The following is a 20,839-nucleotide window of genomic DNA, read 5'->3' on the forward strand; positions in this document are numbered from 1 at the left end:
GCCCCTCGTGGTGGCAGGGCCCGGCGGCCGGCGGCTATCTGTGGGGCCCGGCCGACGCCCGGCCCGGCGACGTCCGCCCGGCGCCGCGCCCCGCGGAGCGGGACCCGGGGGCGGGGGGCGGGGGGCCGCCGCGCGAGGCGGCCGGCCCGGCCGTGCCGGAGGGTCCGCGCGAACTCAGGCTCGGCGGACTGGTGCTGCTGCTGGCGACGCTGGCGGGCGCGGCCGGGACCGCCCTGGCGTGGGACGAGCCGCTGGGCACCGCGCTGGTCGTGGGCCTGTCCGCCGCGCTGGCCGTGCACGGCGCCGGGCTGGTCGTCAGCGCCTTCGCGGGCCGGCTCGGCGCCGGCACGGTCGTCATGGCGGTGCTGACCGGATGTCTGCTGGTGGGCGCCGCGGCGCTGCCCGACACCATCACCACCGACTGGTCCAGCCGCGAGTGGCGTCCGGCCGGCGCGGCGGAGGTACGGGAGACGTACGAGATCGGAACGGGGGACGCGGTGCTCGACCTGTCGGCGCTGGAACTGCCCACCGGGCGGACCGTGCGCACGGCCGTGGAGGCCGGGGCCGGGCAGGTCAGGGTGATCGTGTCGCACGACGTGGAGGTGACGGTGCGTACGGAGATCGGCGCGGGCGTGTTCGAGTACGAGGCGCTGTCGCCCGCCGCCGTGGGCCGGCCGGACGACTCGTGGGGCGGGCTGGGGCAGGAGCGGACGGGCACCTACCTGCCGGAGCCGGGCATCGAACGCGGCGGCACGGTGGAGCTGCGCGTGGAGATGGGCATCGGCCACGTGCTGGTGGAGCGGTCGTGACCGGCGCGAACCGGGAGAACGCGCCGGTGTGCCGCCGCCGTTTCGAACCCGCCCGGCTCGTCCTCGGGCTGGCGCTGATGGCCGTCGCCGCCGCGCACCTGCTGCGGGCGAGCGGGCGCGGCGACGTGCCGCTGCCCGTGCTCGCCGCGCTGCTGCCGGGCGCGTTGCTGCTCGCGGCCGTGGGGGCGGTCGTCGCGTTCACGGCCCGGCGCGCCCGCGACCGGTCCCGTGCGGCCCGGGCCGCGCACGGCCCGGGCGGGTCACGCGGGGCGGGTGGCGGCGGCGATGGGCATGGAGTCGACGGGGGCCAGGCGGACGGGAGCGCGGGGCCGTGAGGCGTGGATGATCTGGCCGTTCCCCACGTAGAGGCCGACGTGGGTGAGGCCGGAGTAGTAGAACACCAGGTCGCCCGGGGCCAGCCGGTCGGCCGGGATCCGGGTCCCCGCGCCGACCTGGCTGTAGCTGGTGCGGGGCAGCGCGACCCCGGCGGCCCGCCAGGCGGCCTGGGTGAGGCCGGAGCAGTCGAACGCGTCGGGGCCGGTCGCGCCCCAGCGGTACGGCTTGCCGAGCTGGGCGTAGGCGAACGCGACGGCGGCGGCGGCGCGTTTGGAGGGCGCGGCCTGTTTCTTTATACACACCTCCGAGGCCACGATTCATGCAGAAAACTCGTATGCCACCTCATGCTGGAAACAACAATCTGGCGGCGGACGCGGCGCCGGCGAGGGTGAGGGTCGCGGCGGTGCGGAAGGCGCCGGGCGCGGCCGGCGGGGGCGGGGACGGCTGGGGTTTCTTCCGGTGGCCGGGCCTGCGCCACAGACGTTGCCTACGATGCTGAGCCATGGCCCCGCAGGCTAAACCGGCGCCGCCCCCGGACACGGCCGCCCGACCGGCATTGGTGGCAATCGTCCGCAGGAGGGATGAAGATGACCGCTTGGCGTACTTTCGGTGACGATCGCTGACGGCTCGTGATCAGTCGAGTTGCTCGATCAGCTCCCGGAAGTCCTCGACGGGACGGGCGCCCTGGAGGGGCTGGCCGTTGACCAGGAACGACGGCGTGGTGGTCACCCCGAGGTCGAGCGCCTCCTCCGCGTCCCGGCCCACGGCCTCGCCCGCCTCCTCCGACTCGGTGTCCTCGGCGAACCGGTCCAGATCGGGGACGCCCGCCTCGGCGGCGAGCGCGCGCAGCCCCTCGGCGGAGAACCGGCCGCTGTCCTGGTTGAACTCCTCGCCGAGCGCCGCCTCGTAGAACTCCCAGAACTTCCCCTGCTGCCCGGCCGCCCAGGCGGCCCGCGCGGCGGCGTCGGACTCCGGGCCGTTGACCGGGAAGTTGCGGAACTCGATCCGCAGGACACCGGACTCCACGTACTCCGCGACGAGCAGGTCGTGGGTGTCGCGGGCGTGGATGCCGGTGAAGGCGTCCTGGAAGTCCGCGTACTCGATCATCACCACCGGGGCGTCGGCGTCCCCGATCGCCAGCGGGTCACCGGCCTCGCGGCGGGCCAGCGCCAGCGCCGGGTGGTCGGAGGGCAGCGGTTCGACGGCCTGCTCCCCGTCCCCGGCCGCCGGGTCGTCGCCGGAGGAGGAGAGCGCCGCCAGCGCGCCGATGGCCAGGACGCACACCAGCGCCACGGCCAGCAGCGCGGCGGCGGCCCGCCGCCCGGCGGGCTGCCCCCCGCCGGACCGGCCCCCGGCGCCGCTCCTGGACTTCTTCCCGGTCTTCTTCCCGGACTTCCCGGTCTTCCGGGTACGCGATACGGGCATGCCGCCAGCCTAGGGCCGGAGCTTCACCTGAGTCGGGGGAGGGCGTAACGGGCCGGTTGTACACTCCGCGCCATGGACACGCTGATCACGGTCTTCGTCGTTTTACACTTCATCGGCTTCCTCGTCCTGCTCGCCGACATGGCGCTCCAGTTGCCCGCCGCCATGGCCGGCAGAGCGCGGATGAGACCCGCGATGCGCGCCGGCGCCGCGGTGGCGCTGCTGACGGGCGTCGTGCTGGTCGCCCTGAACCAGGCGGACGACCAGGACCTCAACAATGTGAAGCTCGCCGTCAAACTCGGCGTGGTCGTCGTCATCCTGGCGCTGATCTACGTCAAGCGCGACGAGGAGCGGGTCTCCAACGCGCTGTTCGGGGCGGTCGGCGCGCTGACCGTGGCCAACATCCTGGTGGCGGTCCTGTGGTGACGGCGGCGGTCGGCCGTCAGCCGGGGCGGACCGCGCTGTGGAAGGGCATGTAGTCGATCGACTCCACCTTGACCACGTCGCCCGGCTTCGGCGCGTGGATCATCAGACCGTCCCCGATGTAGAGACCGACGTGGCTGATGTCGGCGTAGAAGAACACCAGGTCTCCCGGGAGGAGGGCGTCCCGGGAGACCGGGGTGCCGAAGTTCACCTGGTCCCACGTGACCCGCGGGATGGACAGCCCGGCGGCCCGCCACGCGGCCTGCGTCAGCCCTGAACAGTCGAAGGCGTTCGGCCCGGTGGCGCCCCAGACGTACGGCTTGCCGAGCTGCGCCTCCGCGAAGGCGATCGCCTCCTGCGCCGCGCCGGAGACCTCGCCGCCGACGTCCACGCTCTGGCCGCCGCCACCGCCCGAGGTCGCGTCCTGGGCCTGGCCCTGGGCCGCCTCGCGCTCCTCCTGCGCCCGGCGCGCCTCCTCGGCGAGCCGCTCGGCCTCCTCGCGCTCCAGCCGCTCCAGCTCCGCGAGTTCGGCCTCCTCCTCGTCGGTGAGCTGCTCCAGCAACTCCCGCGCCTCGGTGAGCTTCCCCTGGACGACGGCCTCCTGCTCGGCCAGCTCCGTCTCGCGGGCCTCCAGTTCGGCCAGCGCCTCGGACGCCTCCGCGCGCTGGGCGTCCGCCTCCTCCTGCCGCTCGGAGTAGTCCTCGACGGCCTGCCGCTGCGCCTCCGTCAGCCGGTCGAGCGTGTTCTTGGTGCTGAAGAAGCTCCTGACGTCCGGCGCGAGGATCAGCGCGGCGGTGTCGGAGAGCCCGCCGCCCAGCCGGTACTGGGCGGTGGCGTACGTGCCCAGCAGCCGGCGGGCCTCGTTGACCTGCTCGGACGCCGCCGCGGCCTCGTCCATCAGCTCGTCGGCGACCTCCTGCTGCCGGTCGGTCGCCTCCTGGGCCTCGTTGTAGTGCTGGGTGGCGGTGCCGGCCTCGCGGTACAGCTCGTCGACGCGGTCCCTGACCTCCACCGCGCGCTCGTGCGCCTCGTCGGCGCGGTCCCGCTGCTCCTCGACGGACGGTGCGTCGTCGTCGTCCGCCCGCGCGGTCGAGCTGAACAGTGACACCGAGGCCAGCGCCAGCACGCCGACGCCGACGGCGCCCCGGCGGGCGGCGAACGCGGTGAGAAAGCCGGCGCGCGGCTTGCGGTGAGACCCCAAGGCCGGTCCCTCCTTCGTCCGTTGGGCTTTACGTGCCGGTAACGAAGCTCCGGCGCTGCACGCTAACCATTCGCGGAGCTGTTTGGGAAGGCCGGTGCGCGATCTGACCGAAACCATTTCGTGACCGGACGGCGGGATTGGCGCGCTCCTGAGCGTTTTCTGTGGCGCCGCTCACACCGCCGCGGTCCGGCCGGAGGCGTTCCGGCGTCCGCGCCCGCCGGCCCGCCGGGCGGCCTAGACTCGGACAGCGATGAGCGGCCTCTTCGATGACAACGCGCTGGCGAACCTCGCCCCCCTGCCCGCCCCGGGCGGTACCGAGCCACCCCCGGAGCCGGACTGGAGTGGAGGGACGGGTGGGGGTATAGAGCTGTGTGTAGATGGGGGATCGACCGGCGGCCGCACTCACCTCTGCGTCGGCGGCGTCGGATGTATATAAGGGGCAGGAGCCGAAGCGCGCGGACGAGGACGCCTACCACCGCAACGGCGCCCACCGGACCGTCACCGACCCGAACGCCCTGCTCGCCGGCCTGAACGAGGCGCAGCGCGCCGCCGTCACCCACAGCGGGGCGCCGCTCCTGATCGTGGCGGGCGCCGGCTCGGGCAAGACCCGGGTCCTCACCCACCGCATCGCGTACCTGCTGGCCGCCCGCTCCGCCCACCCCGGGCAGATCCTCGCCATCACCTTCACCAACAAGGCCGCCGGTGAGATGAAGGAGCGCGTCGAGGAGCTGGTCGGCCCGCGCGCCAAGGCGATGTGGGTGATGACGTTCCACAGCGCCTGCGTGCGGATCCTGCGCCGCGAGAGCAAGCTGCTCGGCTTCACCTCCAGCTTCTCGATCTACGACGCCGCCGACGCGAAGCGGCTGATGGCCCTGGTCTGCCGCGACCTGGACCTGGACCCCAAGCGGTTCCCGCCCAAGTCGTTCAGCGCCAAGATCTCGAACCTGAAGAACGAGCTGATCGACCCCGAGGACTTCGCGGGGATGGCGAGCGACGGGTTCGAGAAGACCCTCGCCGAGGCGTACACGCTGTACCAGTCGCGGCTGCGCGAGGCCAACGCGCTGGACTTCGACGACATCATCATGACCACCGTGCACCTGCTCGACGCGTTCCCCGACGTGGCCGAGCACTACCGGCGCCGGTTCCGGCACGTCCTGGTCGACGAGTACCAGGACACCAACATCGCCCAGTACACGCTGATCAAGCATCTGGTGGGCGCCGACGGGCGGGACGCCGACCCGGCCGAGCTGTGCGTCGTCGGCGACGCCGACCAGTCGATCTACGCCTTCCGCGGCGCGACCATCCGCAACATCCTCCAGTTCGAGCAGGACTACCCGGACGCGACGACCCTGCTGCTGGAGCAGAACTACCGCTCCACGCAGACGATCCTCTCCGCCGCCAACGCCGTCATCGCGCGCAACGAGGACCGCCGCCCGAAGAACCTGTGGACCAACGAGGGCGCCGGCGCCCGCATCACCGGCTATGTCGCGGACACCGAGCACGACGAGGCGCAGTTCGTCGCCGACGAGATCGACCGGCTCTCCGACGCGGGCGACGCCCGCGCCGGGGACGTCGCCGTCTTCTACCGCACCAACGCCCAGTCCCGTGTCTTCGAAGAGGTCTTCATCCGCGTCGGCCTGCCCTACAAGGTCGTCGGCGGTGTCCGCTTCTACGAGCGCCGCGAGGTCCGCGACGTCCTGGCCTATCTGCGGGTCCTCGCCAACCCCGAGGACACCGTGCCCCTGCGCCGCATCCTCAACGTCCCCAAGCGCGGCATCGGGGACCGGGCCGAGGCCATGATCGAGGCGCTCGCGCTGCGCGAGCGGATCTCGTTCGCGCAGGCGCTGCGCCGCGTGGACGAGGCGTACGGGATGGCCGCCCGGTCGGCCAACGCGGTCAAGCGGTTCAACGTCCTGCTGGAGGAGCTGCGCACGGTCGTCGAGTCGGGTGCCGGACCGGCCACCGTGCTGGAGGCCGTCCTCGAACAGACCGGCTACCTCGCCGAGTTGCAGGCGTCCACCGATCCGCAGGACGAGACCAGGGTGGAGAACCTCCAGGAGCTGGCGGCCGTGGCCCTGGAGTTCGAGCAGGAGCGCGGCGGCCCCGACAACCCCGGTACCCTCGCCGACTTCCTGGAGCAGGTCGCGCTCGTCGCGGACTCCGACGAGATCCCCGACGACGCGGACGGCGGCGGCGTGATCACGCTGATGACGCTGCACACCGCGAAGGGCCTGGAGTTCCCCGTCGTCTTCCTCACCGGCATGGAGGACGGCGTCTTCCCGCACATGCGCAGCCTCGGCAAGACCAAGGAGCTGGAGGAGGAGCGGCGGCTCGCGTACGTCGGCATCACCCGCGCCCGGCAGCGGCTGTACGTGACGCGGTCCGCGCTGCGCAGCGCCTGGGGCCAGCCGCAGCACAACCCGCCGTCGCGGTTCCTCGACGAGATCCCCGAGCCGTACGTGGAGTGGCGCCGCACCGGCGCCACCGCCGCCGCGCCCGCGCCCTCGGTCGCGTCGTCGGTCGCGGTCGGCTCGCGCGGTCGGCGGGGCGCGGGCGGGTTCGCCACCGGGCGGCTGACCGACCGGCCGGTCGTCGCGCTCGCGCCGGGCGACCGGGTCACGCACGACAGCTTCGGCATGGGCACCGTCGTGTCCGTCCAGGGCAGCGGCGACCGGGCGGAGGCCACGATCGACTTCGGTGGTGAGAAGCCCAAGCGGCTGCTGCTGCGCTACGCCCCGGTGGAAAAGCTCTGACCACCGCCCTGTAGTGTCCCCGCTGTGTCACAGCCGGGGGAAAAGGCTTGTGGTGCGGGCTCGGGGGGCGATTAGCTGCTTGGCACGGTGCGTACTCCATGCTCGCCGCATCTGTCCCCGGAGTACGGACGATCCGAGATTCCCAGGGGGAACACACCATGAGCCAGCCCTGGCCCCAGCAGCCGGACGGCGGATACGGGCAGCAGCCGCAGCAGCCGGGCGGCTACGGTCAGCCGAACCCGTACGGCCAGCCCCAGCAGCCGTACGGCTACCCGCCCCAGCAGGGTTACGGCTACCCGCCGGGCCAGCCCCAGCCCTACGGCTACCCCGCGCCCCCGCCCGGCCTCCGGAGCCAGAACAACGCGGGGCTGGCGATCCTCGCCGCCTTCGCCGCCGCGATCATCATGGGCATCCTCTACGGCTATCTCTACAACGCGATGTTCGACGACGAGGAGGGTGAGTTCCTGCAGCTCACCTATGTCTCGCTCGTCATCGGCGCGGTCGTGGCGATCGGCCCGGCGTTCCTCGCCAAGGGGAATTGGGGCGTCTACGTGCTGGCCGCCGCGCTGGGCCTGGCGGCGGCGATCTTCGGCGAGCTGTACGGCACGTCGCTGTGGGCGAGCGAGAACTACTTCACCGGGTATACGGATCCCTACACCGGGACGCAGGTCGAGGAACTCAGCGGGATCGAGGTCCTGTTCCAGGAGTTCGAAAGCGTCTGGGACTTCTGGGAGTACGGCAACGAGGCGGTCGACTACTTCCTCCTCGCCCTCGCCCCGGTCGGCGCCCTCGTGGTGTGCCTGGTCGCCCAGGGGAGGCGGAAGCACTGACCGGATCCGCGTCCCAGCGGAACAGCGGAAGGCCCGGCCACTCCAGAGGAGGCCGGGCCTTCGTGGTCGCGGGACGCGGGCCGTCCGTCAGAGGGGCTCAAGCCCCTGGGCGCGCAGCCATTCCAGGGGGTCGACGGGGGAGCCGCCGGCGGGACGGACCTCGAAGTGCAGGTGCGGGCCGGTGGAGGTACCGGAGTTGCCCGAGTAGGCGATGACCGTGCCGGCCTGGACCGAGCCGGAGGTGTAGGCGGTGCTGTCGAGGTGCGCGTACCAGGTCTCGGTGCCGTCCGGGGCGGTCAGGATCACCATGTTGCCGTAACTGGGGTGCCACTGGGTGGTGATCGTGCCGTCCGTGGCCGCCCGGACCGGGGTGCCGTAGCTGACGGGGAAGTCGATGCCGGTGTGCGTGGACATCCAGTTGATGCCCGACTGCCCGAAGTAGGCGCTGATCCCGTGCTGTTCGACGGGGAGGAAGAACTTCTGCCGCTCGGCCTCCCGGCGGGCCGCCGCCTCCGCCGCGGCCTGCTCCTCGGCCTCCTGCTGCGCCTGGAGGTCGATCCGGCCCTGGGTGCGGCTGGCGCGGTCGGCGTAGTCGTCGGCGGCGGCCGAGAGGCTGGCGAGCTGGGTGTCGAACTCGTCGTTCGCGGCGACCGGTTCGGTTCCGGCGGGATCGGGGGCCGCGACGGGGGCGGGCTGCTGGACGAGACGGGGTTGGGGCCACCGGAGACGGTGGCGGCGGTCGCGACGGCGGTCACGCCGAGGACGGCCAGGGAGGGGGCGGCGACGCTGAGGAACGCGGACCGGCGGGCCCGCGTCCGCGAGGGCCGTCGCCGCGACCGGCGGCGGTCGCGCGGCACGTGCGCGACGGCGGGCGGGCTGTCCTCGGCCCCGGACGGATATCCGGGCCCGGGTTCCGGTTCCGGCTCGGGCTCCGGCTCGGGTTCCGCCCGGTACTCCGGCTCCGGGTCGTACCGCTGCTCCGGGACGAACGCGGTCCCGTACCCCTGCTCCGGCGCGGGATACGACGGGTCGGGCTCCTGGTACGCGTACCCGGTCCCGTCATACCCGCCGTATGCGTGGGTCTGGTGCGGATCCGCCGCGGCCTGGTGTCCCGCGTCCCAGCCGCCGGTTCCGTAGGGCGCCTGCGGGGCCTGCTCGCCGTACCACCCGGCGGCCGGGGGCCGCTGCTCGTGACCCGTCCACTGCTGGTCCATCGTCCCCCAGTAGTGGGTGGTGGCCTGGTCGTGGTGGCCGTACGAGAGGTCGAGCGGGTCGGGGGCGGCGTAAGAGCCGATGCCGGAGTGATCCGAGTGGTCGGAGACCTCCGACAACAGACGATCGCTCACCGAATACGCCTTTCGGCTCGACAACAGGAGCAGGGGTGGGGGCCCGGCGGCTGTAGTGCGGCGACTGTACCTGCCGGTTCGCTCCGGCCACAATCTTCCGCGGCCTGTTCGTGGGTTTCGAGCGGCAGGAACCGGGCATTAGACCGCCTTTCGGCGGGCGCGCGCATGATCGCGGCACAACTCGTTCGACGCTTGTTCGATCGGATGGCACTGCTCGCGGGTGTGATTTCCCCCTCTGAGGCTGCCGCGAGGCCCGTGGTGTGAGAGATCCTGATGACCCACGTCCTTGGGAGGATTCAGATGGGTGTTTCGGGTCCGATTCGCGTCGTGGTGGCCAAGCCCGGCCTCGACGGTCACGACCGCGGGGCCAAGGTCATCGCCCGCGCGCTGCGCGACGCCGGCATGGAGGTCATCTACACCGGGCTGCACCAGACTCCGGAGCAGATCGTGGACACCGCGATCCAGGAGGACGCGGACGCCATCGGCATGTCCATCCTCTCCGGTGCGCACAACACGCTGTTCGCGCGCGTCATCGAGCTGCTGAAGGAGCGCGACGCGAGCGACATCACGGTCTTCGGCGGCGGGATCATCCCGGAGGCGGACATCGCCCCGCTGAAGGCGGCGGGGGTGGCGGAGATCTTCACGCCCGGCGCCCCGACCGGCGAGGTCGTGACCTGGATCCGGGAGCACGTCCGCGCGTAGCCCGGTCCGGGCCGGACGCGGCGGGGACCGGCCGGGCCCGGCCCCGTGGCCGCGCCCGGACGGCTGCCCGGTTTCGTCCCGGTCCGCCGGGGCGTGGACTGTGACAGGACTCACCACTCAGGTGTGACCCACGATTCATGACCCGTCCCGGCCCCCCGTTACGCTCATCCCCGGACTTGCCGCGTGCGCGCGGCCTCGCGGCACGCCCACCGCTGTAAACGATCCGCGATACCACTGATGAGGGACGGACGCGCGTGGACCTGTTCGAGTACCAGGCGAGGGATCTTTTCGCCAAGCATGGCGTACCGGTGCTGGCCGGTGAAGTCATCGACACCCCCGAGGCGGCGCGTGAGGTGACCGAGCGACTCGGTGGTCGCGCGGTCGTCAAGGCGCAGGTGAAGACCGGTGGGCGGGGCAAGGCCGGCGGTGTGAAGCTCGCCTCCGACCCCGAGGACGCCGTGGCCAAGGCCGGCGCCATCCTCGGCATGGACATCAAGGGCCACACGGTCCACAAGGTGATGCTGGCGCAGACCGCCGACATCGCCGAGGAGTACTACGTCTCCTTCCTCCTCGACCGCACCAACCGGACGTTCCTGGCCATGGCGTCCGTCGAGGGCGGCGTGGAGATCGAGGAGGTCGCGGTCAGCAACCCCGAGGCGCTGGCCAAGGTCCCGGTGGACGCGATCGACGGCGTCACCGAGGAGAAGGCCCGTGAGATCGTCACGGCCGCCCGCTTCCCCGCCGAAATCGCCGACCAGGTGGTCGACGTCCTCCAGAAGCTGTGGACCGTCTTCATCGCCGAGGACGCGCTGCTGGTCGAGGTCAACCCGCTGGTCAAGACCGGCGACGGCCGCATCGTCGCCCTGGACGGCAAGGTGTCGCTGGACGCCAACGCCGAGTTCCGCCAGCCGGACCACGCCGCCCTGGAGGACAAGGCCGCGGCCAACCCGCTGGAGGCCGCCGCCAAGGAGCGCGGCCTGAACTACGTGAAGCTGGAAGGCGGCTCGGTCGGCATCATCGGCAACGGCGCCGGCCTGGTGATGAGCACCCTGGACGTCGTCGCCTACGCGGGCGAGAAGCACAGCGGTGTGAAGCCCGCCAACTTCCTGGACATCGGCGGCGGCGCCTCCGCCGAGGTGATGGCCAACGGCCTGGAGATCATCCTGGGCGACCCCGAGGTCAAGTCGGTCTTCGTGAACGTCTTCGGTGGCATCACCGCGTGCGACGCCGTCGCCAACGGCATCGTGCAGGCCCTGGAACTGCTGAAGTCCAAGGGCGAGAACGTCACCAAGCCGCTGGTCGTCCGGCTGGACGGCAACAACGCGGAGCTGGGCCGGAAGATCCTGACCGACGCCGCCCACCCGCTCGTCGAGCAGGTGGACACGATGGACGGTGCGGCCGACCGGGCCGCCGAGCTGGCTGCCAAGTAAGGCCGAGTAAAGGAAATCGACACCACCATGGCTATCTTCCTCACCAAGGAAAGCAAGGTCATCGTCCAGGGGATGACCGGTTCCGAAGGCCAGAAGCACACCAAGCGCATGCTGGCGGCCGGCACCAACATCGTCGGCGGCGTGAACCCGCGCAAGGCGGGCCAGAAGGTCGACTTCGACGGCACCGAGGTACCGGTCTTCGGCGGCGTGAAGGAGGCCATCGAGGCCACCGGCGCCGACGTCACCGTGATCTTCGTCCCGGAGAAGTTCACCAAGGACGCCGTCATCGAGGCGATCGACGCCGAGATCCCGCTCGCCGTCGTGATCACCGAGGGCATCGCGGTCCACGACACCGCCAACTTCTGGGCGTACGCCGGGAAGAAGGGCAACAAGACCCGCATCATCGGCCCCAACTGCCCCGGCCTGATCACCCCGGGCCAGTCCAACGCGGGCATCATCCCGGCCGACATCACCAAGCCGGGCCGCATCGGCCTGGTCTCCAAGTCCGGCACGCTGACGTACCAGATGATGTACGAGCTGCGCGACCTCGGCTTCAGCTCCTGCGTCGGCATCGGTGGCGACCCGATCATCGGGACCACGCACATCGACGCGCTGGCGGCGTTCGAGGCCGACCCCGACACCGACCTGATCGTGATGATCGGCGAGATCGGCGGCGACGCCGAGGAGCGGGCGGCCGACTTCATCAAGGCCAACGTCACCAAGCCGGTCGTCGGCTACGTGGCGGGCTTCACCGCGCCCGAGGGCAAGACGATGGGCCACGCCGGCGCCATCGTCTCCGGCTCCGCCGGTACCGCGCAGGCGAAGAAGGAGGCCCTGGAGGCCGCCGGGGTGAAGGTCGGCAAGACCCCCTCGGAGACCGCCCTGCTGGCCCGCGAGCTGCTGGCCGCGAGCGCCTGAGCCCGGGTTCCCGGCCTATTTTTTTTTTTTTTTTCCAACCAGAGGCCGCCATCCGGTTTTCCTCCCTGTCTCGGGGGCCCGGAGATGTGTAAAAGAGCCAGGCCCTTTTCCCCGCCGCGATGCCCTGTTGTTGGCAGCATGGCCGCGTGCGACACCCACTCCGATGGCTTCTCGAAGGGCTGCTGGCCGCCGGTCTCGGGCTCGGCGCACTCGCCGCGCTCGTCCTCCTGCTGTGGACCCTCTCGCCCTACCCCGACAGCGGCGCCGAGGGGGCGCTCCGCGTCGCCGCCGACCTCTGGCTCCTGGCCCACGGCACGGAACTGCTGCGCGCGGACACCCTCGGCGGCACCCCGGCCCCCGTCGGGGTGACCCCGCTGCTGCTGTGCGCGCTGCCCGGCTGGCTGCTGCTGCGCGCCGTCCGCGCCGTGGACTGGGGCACCGAGCCCGCCGGGGCGACGCGCGCGGCCCTGTGGATCAGCGGCGGTTACCTGCTGGCCGGGGCGGTCGCCGTCGTCCACACCCTGCCCGCCCCGATCGACGCACGCCCGCTGAGCGCCGCCGCGCACCTGCCGGTGTTCGCGCTCGCGGTCACGCTGGGCGGCGCCTGGGCGGCCGTGGGACCGCCCGCGTTCCTGTCGCGCTTCCGGCCGCCCGCCGCGCTCGACCGCCGCCGGCTGACGACCGCCGTCCGCGTCGCGGCGGCCGGCACCGCCGCGTACTGCGCCGCGGGGGCGCTGCTGGTGGCCGGCGGTCTCGTGCTCGACGCGCGGGCCGCGCAGGACGGCTTCGGGCAGTTGAGCGGCGAGTGGTCCGGCCGGCTGGCGCTGCTGCTGCTGGTCCTGGCCCTGGCGCCCAACGCGGCCGTGTGGGGCGCCGCCTACGGACTCGGCCCGGGGTTCGCGGTCGGCGCCGGCGGCGTGGTCGCGCCGCTGGGGGTGAACGGGGGCCCCGACCTGCCGCCGTTCCCGCTCCTCGCCGCGCTGCCCGTGCGGGACCCCGCGGGCCCGGCCCTGTGGGCGGCGGCCCTCGTCCCGGCCGCCGGAGTGGTGGCGACGGCGTGGTGTGCCGCCCGCGCCGCCGTGCCCGTACGCGGCGAACGGGTCACCGCGTCGGGCCGGCTGGGGACCGCGCTCACCGTGCTGCTCGCCGCCTGCGGCACCGGCGCGGCGCTCGGCCTGCTGGCCGCGTGCGCGGGCGGCCCGCTGGGCACCGGCGCGCTGGCGGAGTTCGGCCCCGACGGCCTGCTGGTGGCCCCGGCCGCCATCGCCTGGACGGCCGTGCTCGGCACCCCGCTGGCCCTCGCCCTGCGGGCCCGCCGGCTGACCGGACCGCGCCGGCTGCGGCAGTGGGCCGCCGTGCGCGCGACCCGCGCCGCGACCCGGCTGCGCGGACTGCTGCCCCGGCCCCCGCGCCGCCGCCGTGCCACCGGGACGACGGACGCCTGGCACACGACGGCCGCCCGCAGGAGCCGCTGGGCGGAGCTGAGGAAGACCTCCGGCGCCCTCGTCCCCGAGATCCCGCCGGTCCCGGACCACCCACCGGAGCAATAGCCCCGGGGACGGTCAGTCCTGTTCGCCCAGGATGCGGCGCAGCTCCTCGGGGAGGAGGGTCTCGCACGCCTCGCGGGAGGGGGCGGTCAGGGCGTCGTCCACGCAGTCGAAGTAGTCCTTGTAGACGAACTGGACCGTGTACGTCGTCGCCACGATCACCAGCGCGGCCACCGCCAGCACGATGCCCGAGACCGGCGGCCAGCAGCCCTTCGAGAAGCCATCGGAGTGGGTGTCGCACGCGGCCATGCTGCCAACAACAGGGCATCGCGGCGGGTAAAGGGACAACTGTCTCTTTTAACCATCTCCGGGGCCCCGAGGACGGCAGAAAAATCGTTTTGCGTCTTTTGCTTTAAAAAAAAAAAACAACAGTCAAGCACACTATACTGCTTGCTGTCTTGTGTTCTAGTCTCTCATTGTGTGTTTGCGTGCGTCTGTTTTGCTTTTTTCGTTTGTGAGCTCCGAGCGTACTCTCGAGCCAGGCAAGAGCCAGGGGCGTAAGATGGGTATAAGAGCCAGGGGGGCTTGCCCTCCAGCGCCTCCAGCCGGCGGTTCCTCGGCTCGGCGTCCGGCTTCGGACCGCCGCGCAGGGCGCTCACACCCCAGTACAGCGCCAGCGTGCCCAGCAGCAGACCGAGCCACTCCCAGCCGAGCAGCCCGCCGAAGACACCCCACATGCCCGCCAGCACCGCGTACCTCGCGTGCCGCTGCGCCGGGTCGGCCGGGTCCCAGCGCCCCCGCGGGCCGGGCTTGCCGCCCTGCTCGGGGCCGGTGCCGGGGCCGCCGGCGCCGGGGTCGCTCTTGGGCTCGCCGAAGGCGCCGCCGTCACGCTTCGGCTGGCGCCTGCTCCACTGGCTGCCCCAGCGCTGCCGCTGATCGTCCTGGTCGGACCCCTCCGGGTGTCGCGGTCGCCACGGCCGGTCGGGCTCGCCCTCGGGGGGCGGCGCGAAGGGGTTGTCCTCCTCGCCTGGCCGGTCCTGCTGACCGGGGGCACGGCGTCGGTCCGTCATCGTGGTCGTCGAATCTCCCTCGTGGCTGCCGGATGGATCCGGTGCCCTCGACCGTACCTGTCCCGGGTGGCCCCACGGGACGGGGGGAGCGAGGCATGCCGGTATCGTTGCGGCAGACCGTCCCCTCCAGGAAGACCCCATCGTGGCCGCTCCACCTGAGCCTTCGTCTCCGGCACGCGTCGTCGTCCTCGTCTCGGGATCGGGGACCAATCTCCAGGCGCTGCTGGACGCCACGGCCGAACGCGGCCCCGCGTACGGCGCCGAGGTGGTGGCGGTGGGCGCCGACCGGGACGGCATCGAGGGACTGCGCCGGGCCGAGCGGGCCGGGCTGCCGACGTTCGTCCGCCGGGTCGGGGACTACGGGTCGCGGCGCGAGTGGGACGAGGCGCTGACCGGCGCGGTCGCCGCCCACCGGCCGGATCTGGTGGTCTCGGCCGGCTTCATGAAGATCGTCGGGAGCGCGTTCCTGGCCAGGTTCGGCGGCCGGTTCGTCAACACCCACCCGGCGCTGCTGCCCAGCTTCCCGGGGGCGCACGGCGTGCGCGACGCCCTGGCCTACGGCGCCAAGGTGACCGGCTGCACGGTCCACTTCGTGGACGACGGCGTGGACACCGGGCCGATCATCGCGCAGGGGGTCGTGGAGATCCGCGACGAGGACGACGAGGCCGCGCTGCACGAGCGCATCAAGGACGTGGAGCGCCGGCTCCTGGTCGACGTCGTGGGCCGGCTGGCCCGCGACGGGTACAGCATCGAGGGACGAAAGGTGTATATCCCGTGACCGCCGAAGAGACCGCCCGCGAGGCGCAGCGGCCCATCCGCCGCGCTCTGGTCAGCGTCTACGACAAGACCGGACTGGAGGAGCTGGCCCGGGGCCTGCACGCGGCGGGGGTGGGGATCGTGTCCACCGGCTCGACGGCCGGCAGGATCGCCGCCGCCGGGGTGCCCGTCACCCCGGTCGAGGAGCTGACCGGCTTCCCCGAGTGCCTCGACGGCCGGGTCAAGACCCTGCACCCGCGCGTGCACGCGGGCATCCTCGCCGACCTGCGCAAGCCGGAGCACCGCGCGCAGCTCGACGACCTCGGCGTCGAACCGTTCGACCTGGTCGTGGTGAACCTCTACCCGTTCCAGCTCACCGTCGAGTCCGGCGCCTCGCCCGACGAGTGCGTGGAGCAGATCGACATCGGCGGCCCGTCGATGGTCCGCGCGGCGGCGAAGAACCACCCCTCCGTCGCGGTCGTCACCGACCCGGAGCGTTACGCGGACGTGCTGGCGGCCGTCGCGGACGGCGGGTTCACGCTGACCGAGCGGCGCCGGCTGGCCGCCCGCGCGTTCCAGCACACGGCCGCCTACGACGCGGCGGTGGCCGGCTGGTTCGCGCAGCTCGACGCAGTGGACGCGGCGGACGAGGGCGAGAAGGCCGAGGGCGAGCTGTTCGTCGAGCAGGCCCGGCTGACCTTCGGCCTCGAACGGGTGCTGCGCTACGGCGAGAACCCGCACCAGGCCGCCGCGCTGTACACCGACGGCAGCGGCACCGGCCTGGCTGCCGCCGAGCAGATGCACGGCAAGGAGATGTCCTACAACAACTACGTGGACACCGAGGCCGCCCGCCGGGCCGCCTACGATCACGAGGCGCCGTGCGTCGCGATCATCAAGCACACCAACCCGTGCGGCATCGCGGTCGGCGCGGACGTCGCCGAGGCGCACCGCAAGGCGCACGCCTGCGACCCGCTCTCCGCGTTCGGCGGGGTCATCGCCGTCAACCGGCCGGTGTCGGTGGCCATGGCCGAGCAGGTCGCGGACATCTTCACCGAGGTGATCGTCGCCCCGGAGTACGAGGACGGCGCCGTGGACGTGCTGGCCCGCAAGAAGAACATCCGGGTGCTGCGCTGCCCCGACCGCCCCGAGGCGGTCACCGAGTACCGGCCGGTCGACGGCGGGACGCTGGTCCAGGTCACCGACCGGCTCCAGGCCCCCGGGGACGACCCGGCCGCGTGGCGGCTGGTGACCGGCGAGGCGCTGGACGCGGACGGGCTGGCCGACCTGGCGTTCGCCTGGCGCGCCTGCCGGGCCGTGAAGTCGAACGCGATCCTGCTGGTCAAGGACGGCGCCACGGTCGGCGTCGGGATGGGCCAGGTGAACCGCGTGGACTCGGCCAGGCTCGCGGTCCAGCGGGCGGGCGCGGAGCGGGCGGCGGGGGCCTTCGCCGCCTCGGACGCCTTCTTCCCGTTCCCCGACGGCCTGGAGGTCCTCGTCGAGGCGGGCGTCAAGGCCGTGGTGCAGCCGGGCGGTTCGGTCCGTGACGAGCTGGTGGTCGAGGCCGCCCGCGCGGCCGGGATCGCGCTCTACCTCACCGGGACCCGGCACTTCTACCACTGACCCCGGAACTCCCGGGGGCCGGCGGGGAGGCCGGCGTCAGCGGCGGCCGGTGCAGGAGGTCGATCACGACCTCGTGCACCACCTCGTGGTCGCGCGGGTCGTGCAGCGTGTACGGCCCGCCCTCCGGCGTGTACCACTCGTCGGCCCCCGCGTAACGGACGCGGAGGCTCAGCGAACCGTCCTGCCCGGCGCGGGTGTGCAGCTCCAGTTCGCCGGTGATCACGCCGACTTCCTTGGTCATCACACCGCCGCGTGGCGCGGTGAAGACCGAGTACTTCTCGCTCATACCGGATATTCGACCACGGACGGTGCGTGATCGCCCCTCAACGCGACGTCCGCGCGCCGGGCTTGGGCCCGTGCGCGCGGACGTCGCGGCGAAGTGGCGGTCAGGCGACCAGCGGGAGCTGGGTGCCCTCCGGCGGGTTCTGGTAGTGCGTGTTGATCTTGTTCAGCTCGGACTGGTAGTAGATCGTGTGCGTCCCGAGCAGGATGTACAGCAGGATGCCGAGGCCGCCGCTGCACGACTGCGGCAGGCCCGCCGCGCGCTGGGCGGTCTGGATCCGGGTGGCCGTGTTGTAGACCGACACGAACGGCGGGACGATCAGGTACCCGCCGGGGAGGAACGCCAGCACGCTCACCGCGGGGTTGACCTGGATCCGCTGGTCGAACAGCGCGAGCTGCTTCTGCACCTTGTACCACCACACCAGGCCGTAGATGCCGAGGGTGATGAGGGTCAGGCCCCAGACGCCGAGCGGGTTGCGCGTCTTCATCGCCAGACCGAAGCCGGCCGGCGACATGGGCATGCCGGGCGGTACCGGACCGGGCGCCACCGGGTACGGGCCCGGCTGCGGCGGGCCCTGCGGCGCGCCCTGGGGCGGGTAGGGGCCGGACTGGCCGCCGGGGTAGGGCCCCGGCTGACCGCCCGGCTGACCGCCGGGGTACGGGCCGGGCTGGCCGCCCTTGTGCGGTCCCTGACCGGGTGCGCCCTGCGGCGGGTACGGGCCCGGCTGTCCGCCGTGCGGCGGCGGCCCGGGGGGCGGCGGATAGTTGCTCACGTCTGTGGGCTCCTCGTGAATCGTGTGCTCTCGTCCGGGGATCCCGTCCGGAGAACGGGCGGCCACGGCCATGGTGTGCGGCCGGGCTGACAAGGGCCTGGGAAGCCGGGGCTGGGGACGTGTGCGTGACGACGCCGTACCGCGCGTACTTCCCCCCGGGTCGGCCCAGCGCGTCATTTGATCCTTTCGCCGGGCCCGCTGTCCACCCGGGCGGGTGGACTGTGGCGAAGATGAAACATGCCGCTGGTCCCGATACGGCACGGGGCAGCGCGGGACGGGGGGACACCGGGGGCTGATTGGTGACCTGGGCCCCCCATCCGCGAGGATGGGGACATGAGCGCCCAGATTCTCGACGGCAAGGCAACCGCCGCCGCGATCAAGTCCGATCTGTCCGTCCGGGTCGCCGCCCTCGCGGAGCGCGGCGTGGTCCCCGGTCTCGGCACGCTGCTCGTCGGGGAGGACGTCGGCAGCCAGAAGTACGTGGCCGGCAAGCACCGCGACTGCGCGGCTGTCGGGATCGCCTCCATCCAGCGGGAGTTGCCGGCGACCGCGACGCAGGAGGAGATCGAGGCGGTCGTCCACGAGCTGAACGCGGACCCGGCCTGCACCGGCTACCTGGGCCAGCTCCCGCTGCCGCGCGGCATCGACGTCAACCGTGTGCTGGAGCTGATCGACCCGGCCAAGGACGCCGACGGCCTCCACCCGACCAACCTCGGCCGGCTCGTGCTGGGCGAGGCCGCGCCGCTGCCCTGCACCCCGAACGGCATCATCCACCTCCTGCGCCACCACGGCGTGGAGCTGGCCGGCGCGCACGTGGTCGTGGTCGGGCGCGGGGTCACCGTGGGCCGTTCCATCCCGCTGATGCTGACCCGCCGCTCCGAGAACGCGACGGTGACCCAGGTCCACACCGGCACCCGCGAGCTGTCCGCGCACCTGCGCCGGGCCGACATCGTCGTCGCGGCGGCCGGTGTGCCGCATCTGGTGAAGCCGGAGGACGTGAAGCCGGGCGCGGCCGTTCTCGACGTCGGCGTCAGCCGCGACGAGCACGGCAAGATCGTGGGCGACGTGCACCCGGGCGTGGCCGAGGTCGCGGGCTGGCTCTCCCCGAACCCCGGCGGCGTCGGGCCGATGACCCGGGCGATGCTCCTGCAGAACGTGGTGGAGGCCGCCGAGCGCGCGGTCACCGGGTGACCGGATCGGGACCGGACGCGGCGGACCGGGAACAGCACGACCGGGAAGGGGAACGGCGGCCCATGGGGGCGAACGGCACGACGTGGCGCAGGCGCAGGCAGTACCCCACGCGGGGGACGGCCAGGCCGGAGGGCGGCCGGCGCAGCGCGGGCGGCGACGCGCCCGCGCCGATACGGCAGTGGCCCCTGCTCGCCGTGCTGGGCGCCACCGTCGCGGGGCTGCTGATCACGCTGGCGGACTTCCGCGTCGGCCTGCTGACGGTGGGCACCGCCCTGCTGCTGGGCGCGCTGCTGCGCGGCTGGCTGCCCGCCGTGGGCATGCTGGCGGTCCGCTCGCGGTTCACGGACGTGCTGACCTACGGGGTGCTGGGCGGCCTGATCGTCCTGCTGACGCTGATGGCCGAGCCCGACCCGTGGCTGGAGGTCCCCCTCCTCAACGACGTCCTCCGCTTCTCGGCGGGCCAGGGCTAGGGTTCTGTTCCGGTTCCGGGAAGCAGGCCGGGGCCGGTGTCAGCCGTCGGTCTCCGCGTCCGTGTCCGTGTCCGGGAGCCAGGTGGCGACGGTGTCCGGGTGGTCGGCGACCCATTGCGCGGCGGCGGCGTCCGGGGAGAGGCCCTCGTTGGCTATCAGCTCGGCGACCGTGTTCTGGTCGTCGGCGGTCCAGGAGAAGTTCCGCAGGAACGCGGCGGCCGGGCCGCCGTCCGCCGCGAAGTCGGCGTTGAGGTACTTCCGCAGGTCGATGCGCGGGTAGTAGCCCGGGAGCGGGACCTCCGTCAGCTCCACCTCGGTGGCCAGCCAGTGTGGCTGCCAGAAGTAGGTCAGCAGGGGGGCGCCGCCGGTGCCCGCCTCGTATATCTCCTCGACCAGCGCGTCCTCGCTGCCCGCCGCCACGGTCCGCAGGTCGAGCCCGAGTTCCTCGATGATCGTCTCGTCGCGGGTGGCGTACTGCGGGTCGCCCTGGAGGATCCGGCCGCCGAGCAGGTCGGCGAAGTCGTTGAGCTGGTCCCACCGGAGGGCCCGCGGGTGTGCCTCGGCGAAGCCCGCGGGCACGAACCAGCCGACGTGGCCGGTGATGCCGAGCCCGCCGGCGTCCACCACGTCCCGGCGCCGCTCGACGTGCAGCTCGGTCTCCTCCGGCAGCGCGCCCCAGTCCTCCAGGATCGCCTGCACGCTTCCGGAGCCGATCGCGTCCCAGGCGGTGGCCTGGTCCACCGGCCAGGTCACCGCGTCCACGCCCAGCTCGGTCCTGAGCACGTGGGCGGCGACGGCCGCGTTGGCCTGTCCGCCCGGCCAGTCCGGCATCGCGATGCGGACCGGTTCGGCCTCCGCGCCGCTCGTCACCCTCTCGGCGACGCTGCACGCGCTCGTCGCGACCAGACACAGGGCGCCCGCTCCGGCGAGGAGAGGGTGACGTTTGGGCATGACCTGGCTTTCCTCACGGCTTACGGCTTGCGCCGGGCGGGATCCGGGGACGCGTGTGGCCCCGACAAC

Annotated in this window: 21 protein-coding genes and 2 pseudogenes; 14 read left to right on the top strand and 9 right to left on the bottom strand. The window is 72.8% G+C overall.

The genetic code is table 11. The annotated features are described in order from the left end of the window. Together BN2279_RS23440 and BN2279_RS23445 are read left to right on the top strand one after the other, a co-directional pair. Nucleotides 1–809: pseudogene (locus BN2279_RS23440) on the top strand (LiaF domain-containing protein); the annotation flags it as partial. Next, complete coding sequence (locus tag BN2279_RS23445; protein WP_059012979.1) at nucleotides 806–1,144, top strand: hypothetical protein; 339 nt, start codon at nucleotides 806–808, stop codon at nucleotides 1,142–1,144. The pseudogene BN2279_RS23440 and the gene BN2279_RS23445, both read left to right, overlap by 4 nt. Here BN2279_RS23445 and BN2279_RS23450 read toward each other — a convergent pair. After that, a pseudogene (locus BN2279_RS23450) lies at nucleotides 1,070–1,429 on the bottom strand (C40 family peptidase); the annotation flags it as partial. The gene BN2279_RS23445 and the pseudogene BN2279_RS23450 overlap by 75 nt on opposite strands. 349 nt (nucleotides 1,430–1,778) lie before the next feature. Further along, a complete protein-coding gene (locus BN2279_RS23455; RefSeq protein ID WP_079032445.1) occupies nucleotides 1,779–2,570 on the bottom strand; it encodes a DsbA family protein in 792 nt (263 codons plus the stop codon). A gap of 72 nt (nucleotides 2,571–2,642) precedes the next feature. Between BN2279_RS23455 and BN2279_RS23460 the strand changes: the two genes are divergently transcribed. After that, on the top strand, nucleotides 2,643–2,993 hold the full coding sequence (locus BN2279_RS23460) for a hypothetical protein (protein ID WP_059012980.1): 351 nt from the start codon (nucleotides 2,643–2,645) through the stop codon (nucleotides 2,991–2,993). A gap of 16 nt (nucleotides 2,994–3,009) precedes the next feature. Here BN2279_RS23460 and BN2279_RS23465 read toward each other — a convergent pair whose 3' ends face one another. After that, nucleotides 3,010–4,191 (bottom strand): C40 family peptidase, encoded by a 1,182-nt coding sequence (locus BN2279_RS23465; RefSeq protein ID WP_059012981.1) that lies wholly within the window; start codon nucleotides 4,189–4,191, stop codon nucleotides 3,010–3,012. Between the two features lie 377 nt (nucleotides 4,192–4,568). Here BN2279_RS23465 and pcrA point away from each other — a divergent pair, with 377 nt between their 5' ends. Beyond that, complete coding sequence (gene pcrA / locus BN2279_RS23470) at nucleotides 4,569–6,944, top strand: DNA helicase PcrA (protein WP_059012982.1); 2,376 nt, start codon at nucleotides 4,569–4,571, stop codon at nucleotides 6,942–6,944. 158 nt (nucleotides 6,945–7,102) lie between these two features. Then, on the top strand, nucleotides 7,103–7,774 hold the full coding sequence (locus tag BN2279_RS23475) for a hypothetical protein (protein WP_059012983.1): 672 nt from the start codon (nucleotides 7,103–7,105) through the stop codon (nucleotides 7,772–7,774). Nucleotides 7,775–7,861: 87 nt separating this feature from the next. Here BN2279_RS23475 and BN2279_RS31615 read toward each other — a convergent pair whose 3' ends face one another. Beyond that, nucleotides 7,862–8,188: a M23 family metallopeptidase gene (locus BN2279_RS31615; protein WP_059012985.1), complete on the bottom strand. Its 327-nt coding sequence runs from the start codon at nucleotides 8,186–8,188 to the stop codon at nucleotides 7,862–7,864. Nucleotides 8,189–8,227: 39 nt separating this feature from the next. On the opposite strand from BN2279_RS31615, the gene BN2279_RS31620 reads away from it, so the two are divergent. From BN2279_RS31620 to BN2279_RS23505, 5 genes are all read left to right on the top strand, one after another. Continuing rightward, on the top strand, nucleotides 8,228–8,911 hold the full coding sequence (locus tag BN2279_RS31620) for a hypothetical protein (protein ID WP_059012987.1): 684 nt from the start codon (nucleotides 8,228–8,230) through the stop codon (nucleotides 8,909–8,911). A 509-nt stretch (nucleotides 8,912–9,420) separates the two neighbouring features. Then, a complete protein-coding gene (locus BN2279_RS23490) occupies nucleotides 9,421–9,822 on the top strand; it encodes a coenzyme B12-dependent isobutyryl CoA mutase small subunit (RefSeq protein WP_059012988.1) in 402 nt (133 codons plus the stop codon). A 254-nt stretch (nucleotides 9,823–10,076) separates the two neighbouring features. After that, complete coding sequence (gene sucC, locus BN2279_RS23495; RefSeq protein ID WP_059012991.1) at nucleotides 10,077–11,252, top strand: ADP-forming succinate--CoA ligase subunit beta; 1,176 nt, start codon at nucleotides 10,077–10,079, stop codon at nucleotides 11,250–11,252. 27 nt (nucleotides 11,253–11,279) lie between these two features. Continuing rightward, nucleotides 11,280–12,170 (top strand): succinate--CoA ligase subunit alpha, encoded by an 891-nt coding sequence (gene sucD, locus BN2279_RS23500; protein ID WP_059012993.1) that lies wholly within the window; start codon nucleotides 11,280–11,282, stop codon nucleotides 12,168–12,170. A 146-nt stretch (nucleotides 12,171–12,316) separates the two neighbouring features. Next, the gene (locus BN2279_RS23505) at nucleotides 12,317–13,720 is read left to right on the top strand and encodes a cell division protein PerM (RefSeq protein WP_059012994.1); all 1,404 of its coding nucleotides are present in this window, start codon (nucleotides 12,317–12,319) and stop codon (nucleotides 13,718–13,720) included. Nucleotides 13,721–13,732: 12 nt separating this feature from the next. Here the strand turns inward: BN2279_RS23505 and BN2279_RS23510 are convergent, their stop codons facing one another. Together BN2279_RS23510 and BN2279_RS23515 are read right to left on the bottom strand one after the other, a co-directional pair. Continuing rightward, nucleotides 13,733–13,966 (bottom strand): hypothetical protein, encoded by a 234-nt coding sequence (locus BN2279_RS23510; RefSeq protein ID WP_059012996.1) that lies wholly within the window; start codon nucleotides 13,964–13,966, stop codon nucleotides 13,733–13,735. Between the two features lie 164 nt (nucleotides 13,967–14,130). Beyond that, nucleotides 14,131–14,727: a hypothetical protein gene (locus BN2279_RS23515; protein WP_059012999.1), complete on the bottom strand. Its 597-nt coding sequence runs from the start codon at nucleotides 14,725–14,727 to the stop codon at nucleotides 14,131–14,133. 139 nt (nucleotides 14,728–14,866) lie between these two features. Between BN2279_RS23515 and purN the strand changes: the two genes are divergently transcribed. Together purN and purH are read left to right on the top strand one after the other, a co-directional pair. Continuing rightward, a complete protein-coding gene (purN, locus tag BN2279_RS23520; RefSeq protein WP_407702314.1) occupies nucleotides 14,867–15,505 on the top strand; it encodes a phosphoribosylglycinamide formyltransferase in 639 nt (212 codons plus the stop codon). Continuing rightward, a complete protein-coding gene (purH, locus tag BN2279_RS23525; RefSeq protein WP_059013002.1) occupies nucleotides 15,502–17,103 on the top strand; it encodes a bifunctional phosphoribosylaminoimidazolecarboxamide formyltransferase/IMP cyclohydrolase in 1,602 nt (533 codons plus the stop codon). The genes purN and purH overlap by 4 nt, the downstream gene beginning before the upstream one ends. Here purH and BN2279_RS23530 read toward each other — a convergent pair. Both BN2279_RS23530 and BN2279_RS28120 read right to left on the bottom strand, forming a co-directional pair. After that, nucleotides 17,075–17,389: a hypothetical protein gene (locus tag BN2279_RS23530; protein ID WP_199827784.1), complete on the bottom strand. Its 315-nt coding sequence runs from the start codon at nucleotides 17,387–17,389 to the stop codon at nucleotides 17,075–17,077. The genes purH and BN2279_RS23530 overlap by 29 nt on opposite strands. Before the next feature lie 100 nt (nucleotides 17,390–17,489). Beyond that, nucleotides 17,490–18,158, bottom strand: a complete 669-nt coding sequence (locus BN2279_RS28120; protein ID WP_199827785.1) for a DUF4234 domain-containing protein — start codon at nucleotides 18,156–18,158, stop codon at nucleotides 17,490–17,492. Nucleotides 18,159–18,491: 333 nt separating this feature from the next. On the opposite strand from BN2279_RS28120, the gene BN2279_RS23540 reads away from it, so the two are divergent. Continuing rightward, nucleotides 18,492–19,349 (top strand): bifunctional methylenetetrahydrofolate dehydrogenase/methenyltetrahydrofolate cyclohydrolase, encoded by an 858-nt coding sequence (locus BN2279_RS23540; protein WP_059013004.1) that lies wholly within the window; start codon nucleotides 18,492–18,494, stop codon nucleotides 19,347–19,349. Then, nucleotides 19,346–19,819, top strand: a complete 474-nt coding sequence (locus tag BN2279_RS23545; RefSeq protein ID WP_059013005.1) for a DUF3017 domain-containing protein — start codon at nucleotides 19,346–19,348, stop codon at nucleotides 19,817–19,819. Before BN2279_RS23540 ends, BN2279_RS23545 begins: the two co-directional genes overlap by 4 nt. A 39-nt stretch (nucleotides 19,820–19,858) precedes the next feature. On the opposite strand, the gene BN2279_RS23550 is transcribed toward BN2279_RS23545, so the two are convergent. Then, nucleotides 19,859–20,770: a glycine betaine ABC transporter substrate-binding protein gene (locus BN2279_RS23550; RefSeq protein ID WP_059013007.1), complete on the bottom strand. Its 912-nt coding sequence runs from the start codon at nucleotides 20,768–20,770 to the stop codon at nucleotides 19,859–19,861. Between the last annotated feature and the right edge of the window lie 69 nt (nucleotides 20,771–20,839).

Source organism: Streptomyces specialis (assembly GCF_001493375.1).
GTDB lineage: Bacteria > Actinomycetota > Actinomycetes > Streptomycetales > Streptomycetaceae > Streptomyces > Streptomyces specialis.

Bases quoted from the DNA above. Each gene is read 5' to 3' on its own strand.
- BN2279_RS23475 (WP_059012983.1), top strand. From the start codon at position 7,103: ATGAGCCAGCCCTGGCCCCAGCAGCCGGACGGCGGATACGGGCAGCAG.
- BN2279_RS23510 (WP_059012996.1), bottom strand. From the start codon at position 13,966: ATGGCCGCGTGCGACACCCACTCCGATGGCTTCTCGAAGGGCTGCTGG.
- BN2279_RS23540 (WP_059013004.1), top strand. From the start codon at position 18,492: ATGAGCGCCCAGATTCTCGACGGCAAGGCAACCGCCGCCGCGATCAAG.
- BN2279_RS23455 (WP_079032445.1), bottom strand. From the start codon at position 2,570: ATGCCCGTATCGCGTACCCGGAAGACCGGGAAGTCCGGGAAGAAGACC.
- BN2279_RS23460 (WP_059012980.1), top strand. From the start codon at position 2,643: ATGGACACGCTGATCACGGTCTTCGTCGTTTTACACTTCATCGGCTTC.
- BN2279_RS31615 (WP_059012985.1), bottom strand. From the start codon at position 8,188: ATGTCCACGCACACCGGCATCGACTTCCCCGTCAGCTACGGCACCCCG.
- BN2279_RS23550 (WP_059013007.1), bottom strand. From the start codon at position 20,770: ATGCCCAAACGTCACCCTCTCCTCGCCGGAGCGGGCGCCCTGTGTCTG.
- pcrA (WP_059012982.1), top strand. From the start codon at position 4,569: ATGGGGGATCGACCGGCGGCCGCACTCACCTCTGCGTCGGCGGCGTCG.
- BN2279_RS23530 (WP_199827784.1), bottom strand. From the start codon at position 17,389: ATGAGCGAGAAGTACTCGGTCTTCACCGCGCCACGCGGCGGTGTGATG.
- BN2279_RS23490 (WP_059012988.1), top strand. From the start codon at position 9,421: ATGGGTGTTTCGGGTCCGATTCGCGTCGTGGTGGCCAAGCCCGGCCTC.
- sucD (WP_059012993.1), top strand. From the start codon at position 11,280: ATGGCTATCTTCCTCACCAAGGAAAGCAAGGTCATCGTCCAGGGGATG.
- BN2279_RS23515 (WP_059012999.1), bottom strand. From the start codon at position 14,727: ATGACGGACCGACGCCGTGCCCCCGGTCAGCAGGACCGGCCAGGCGAG.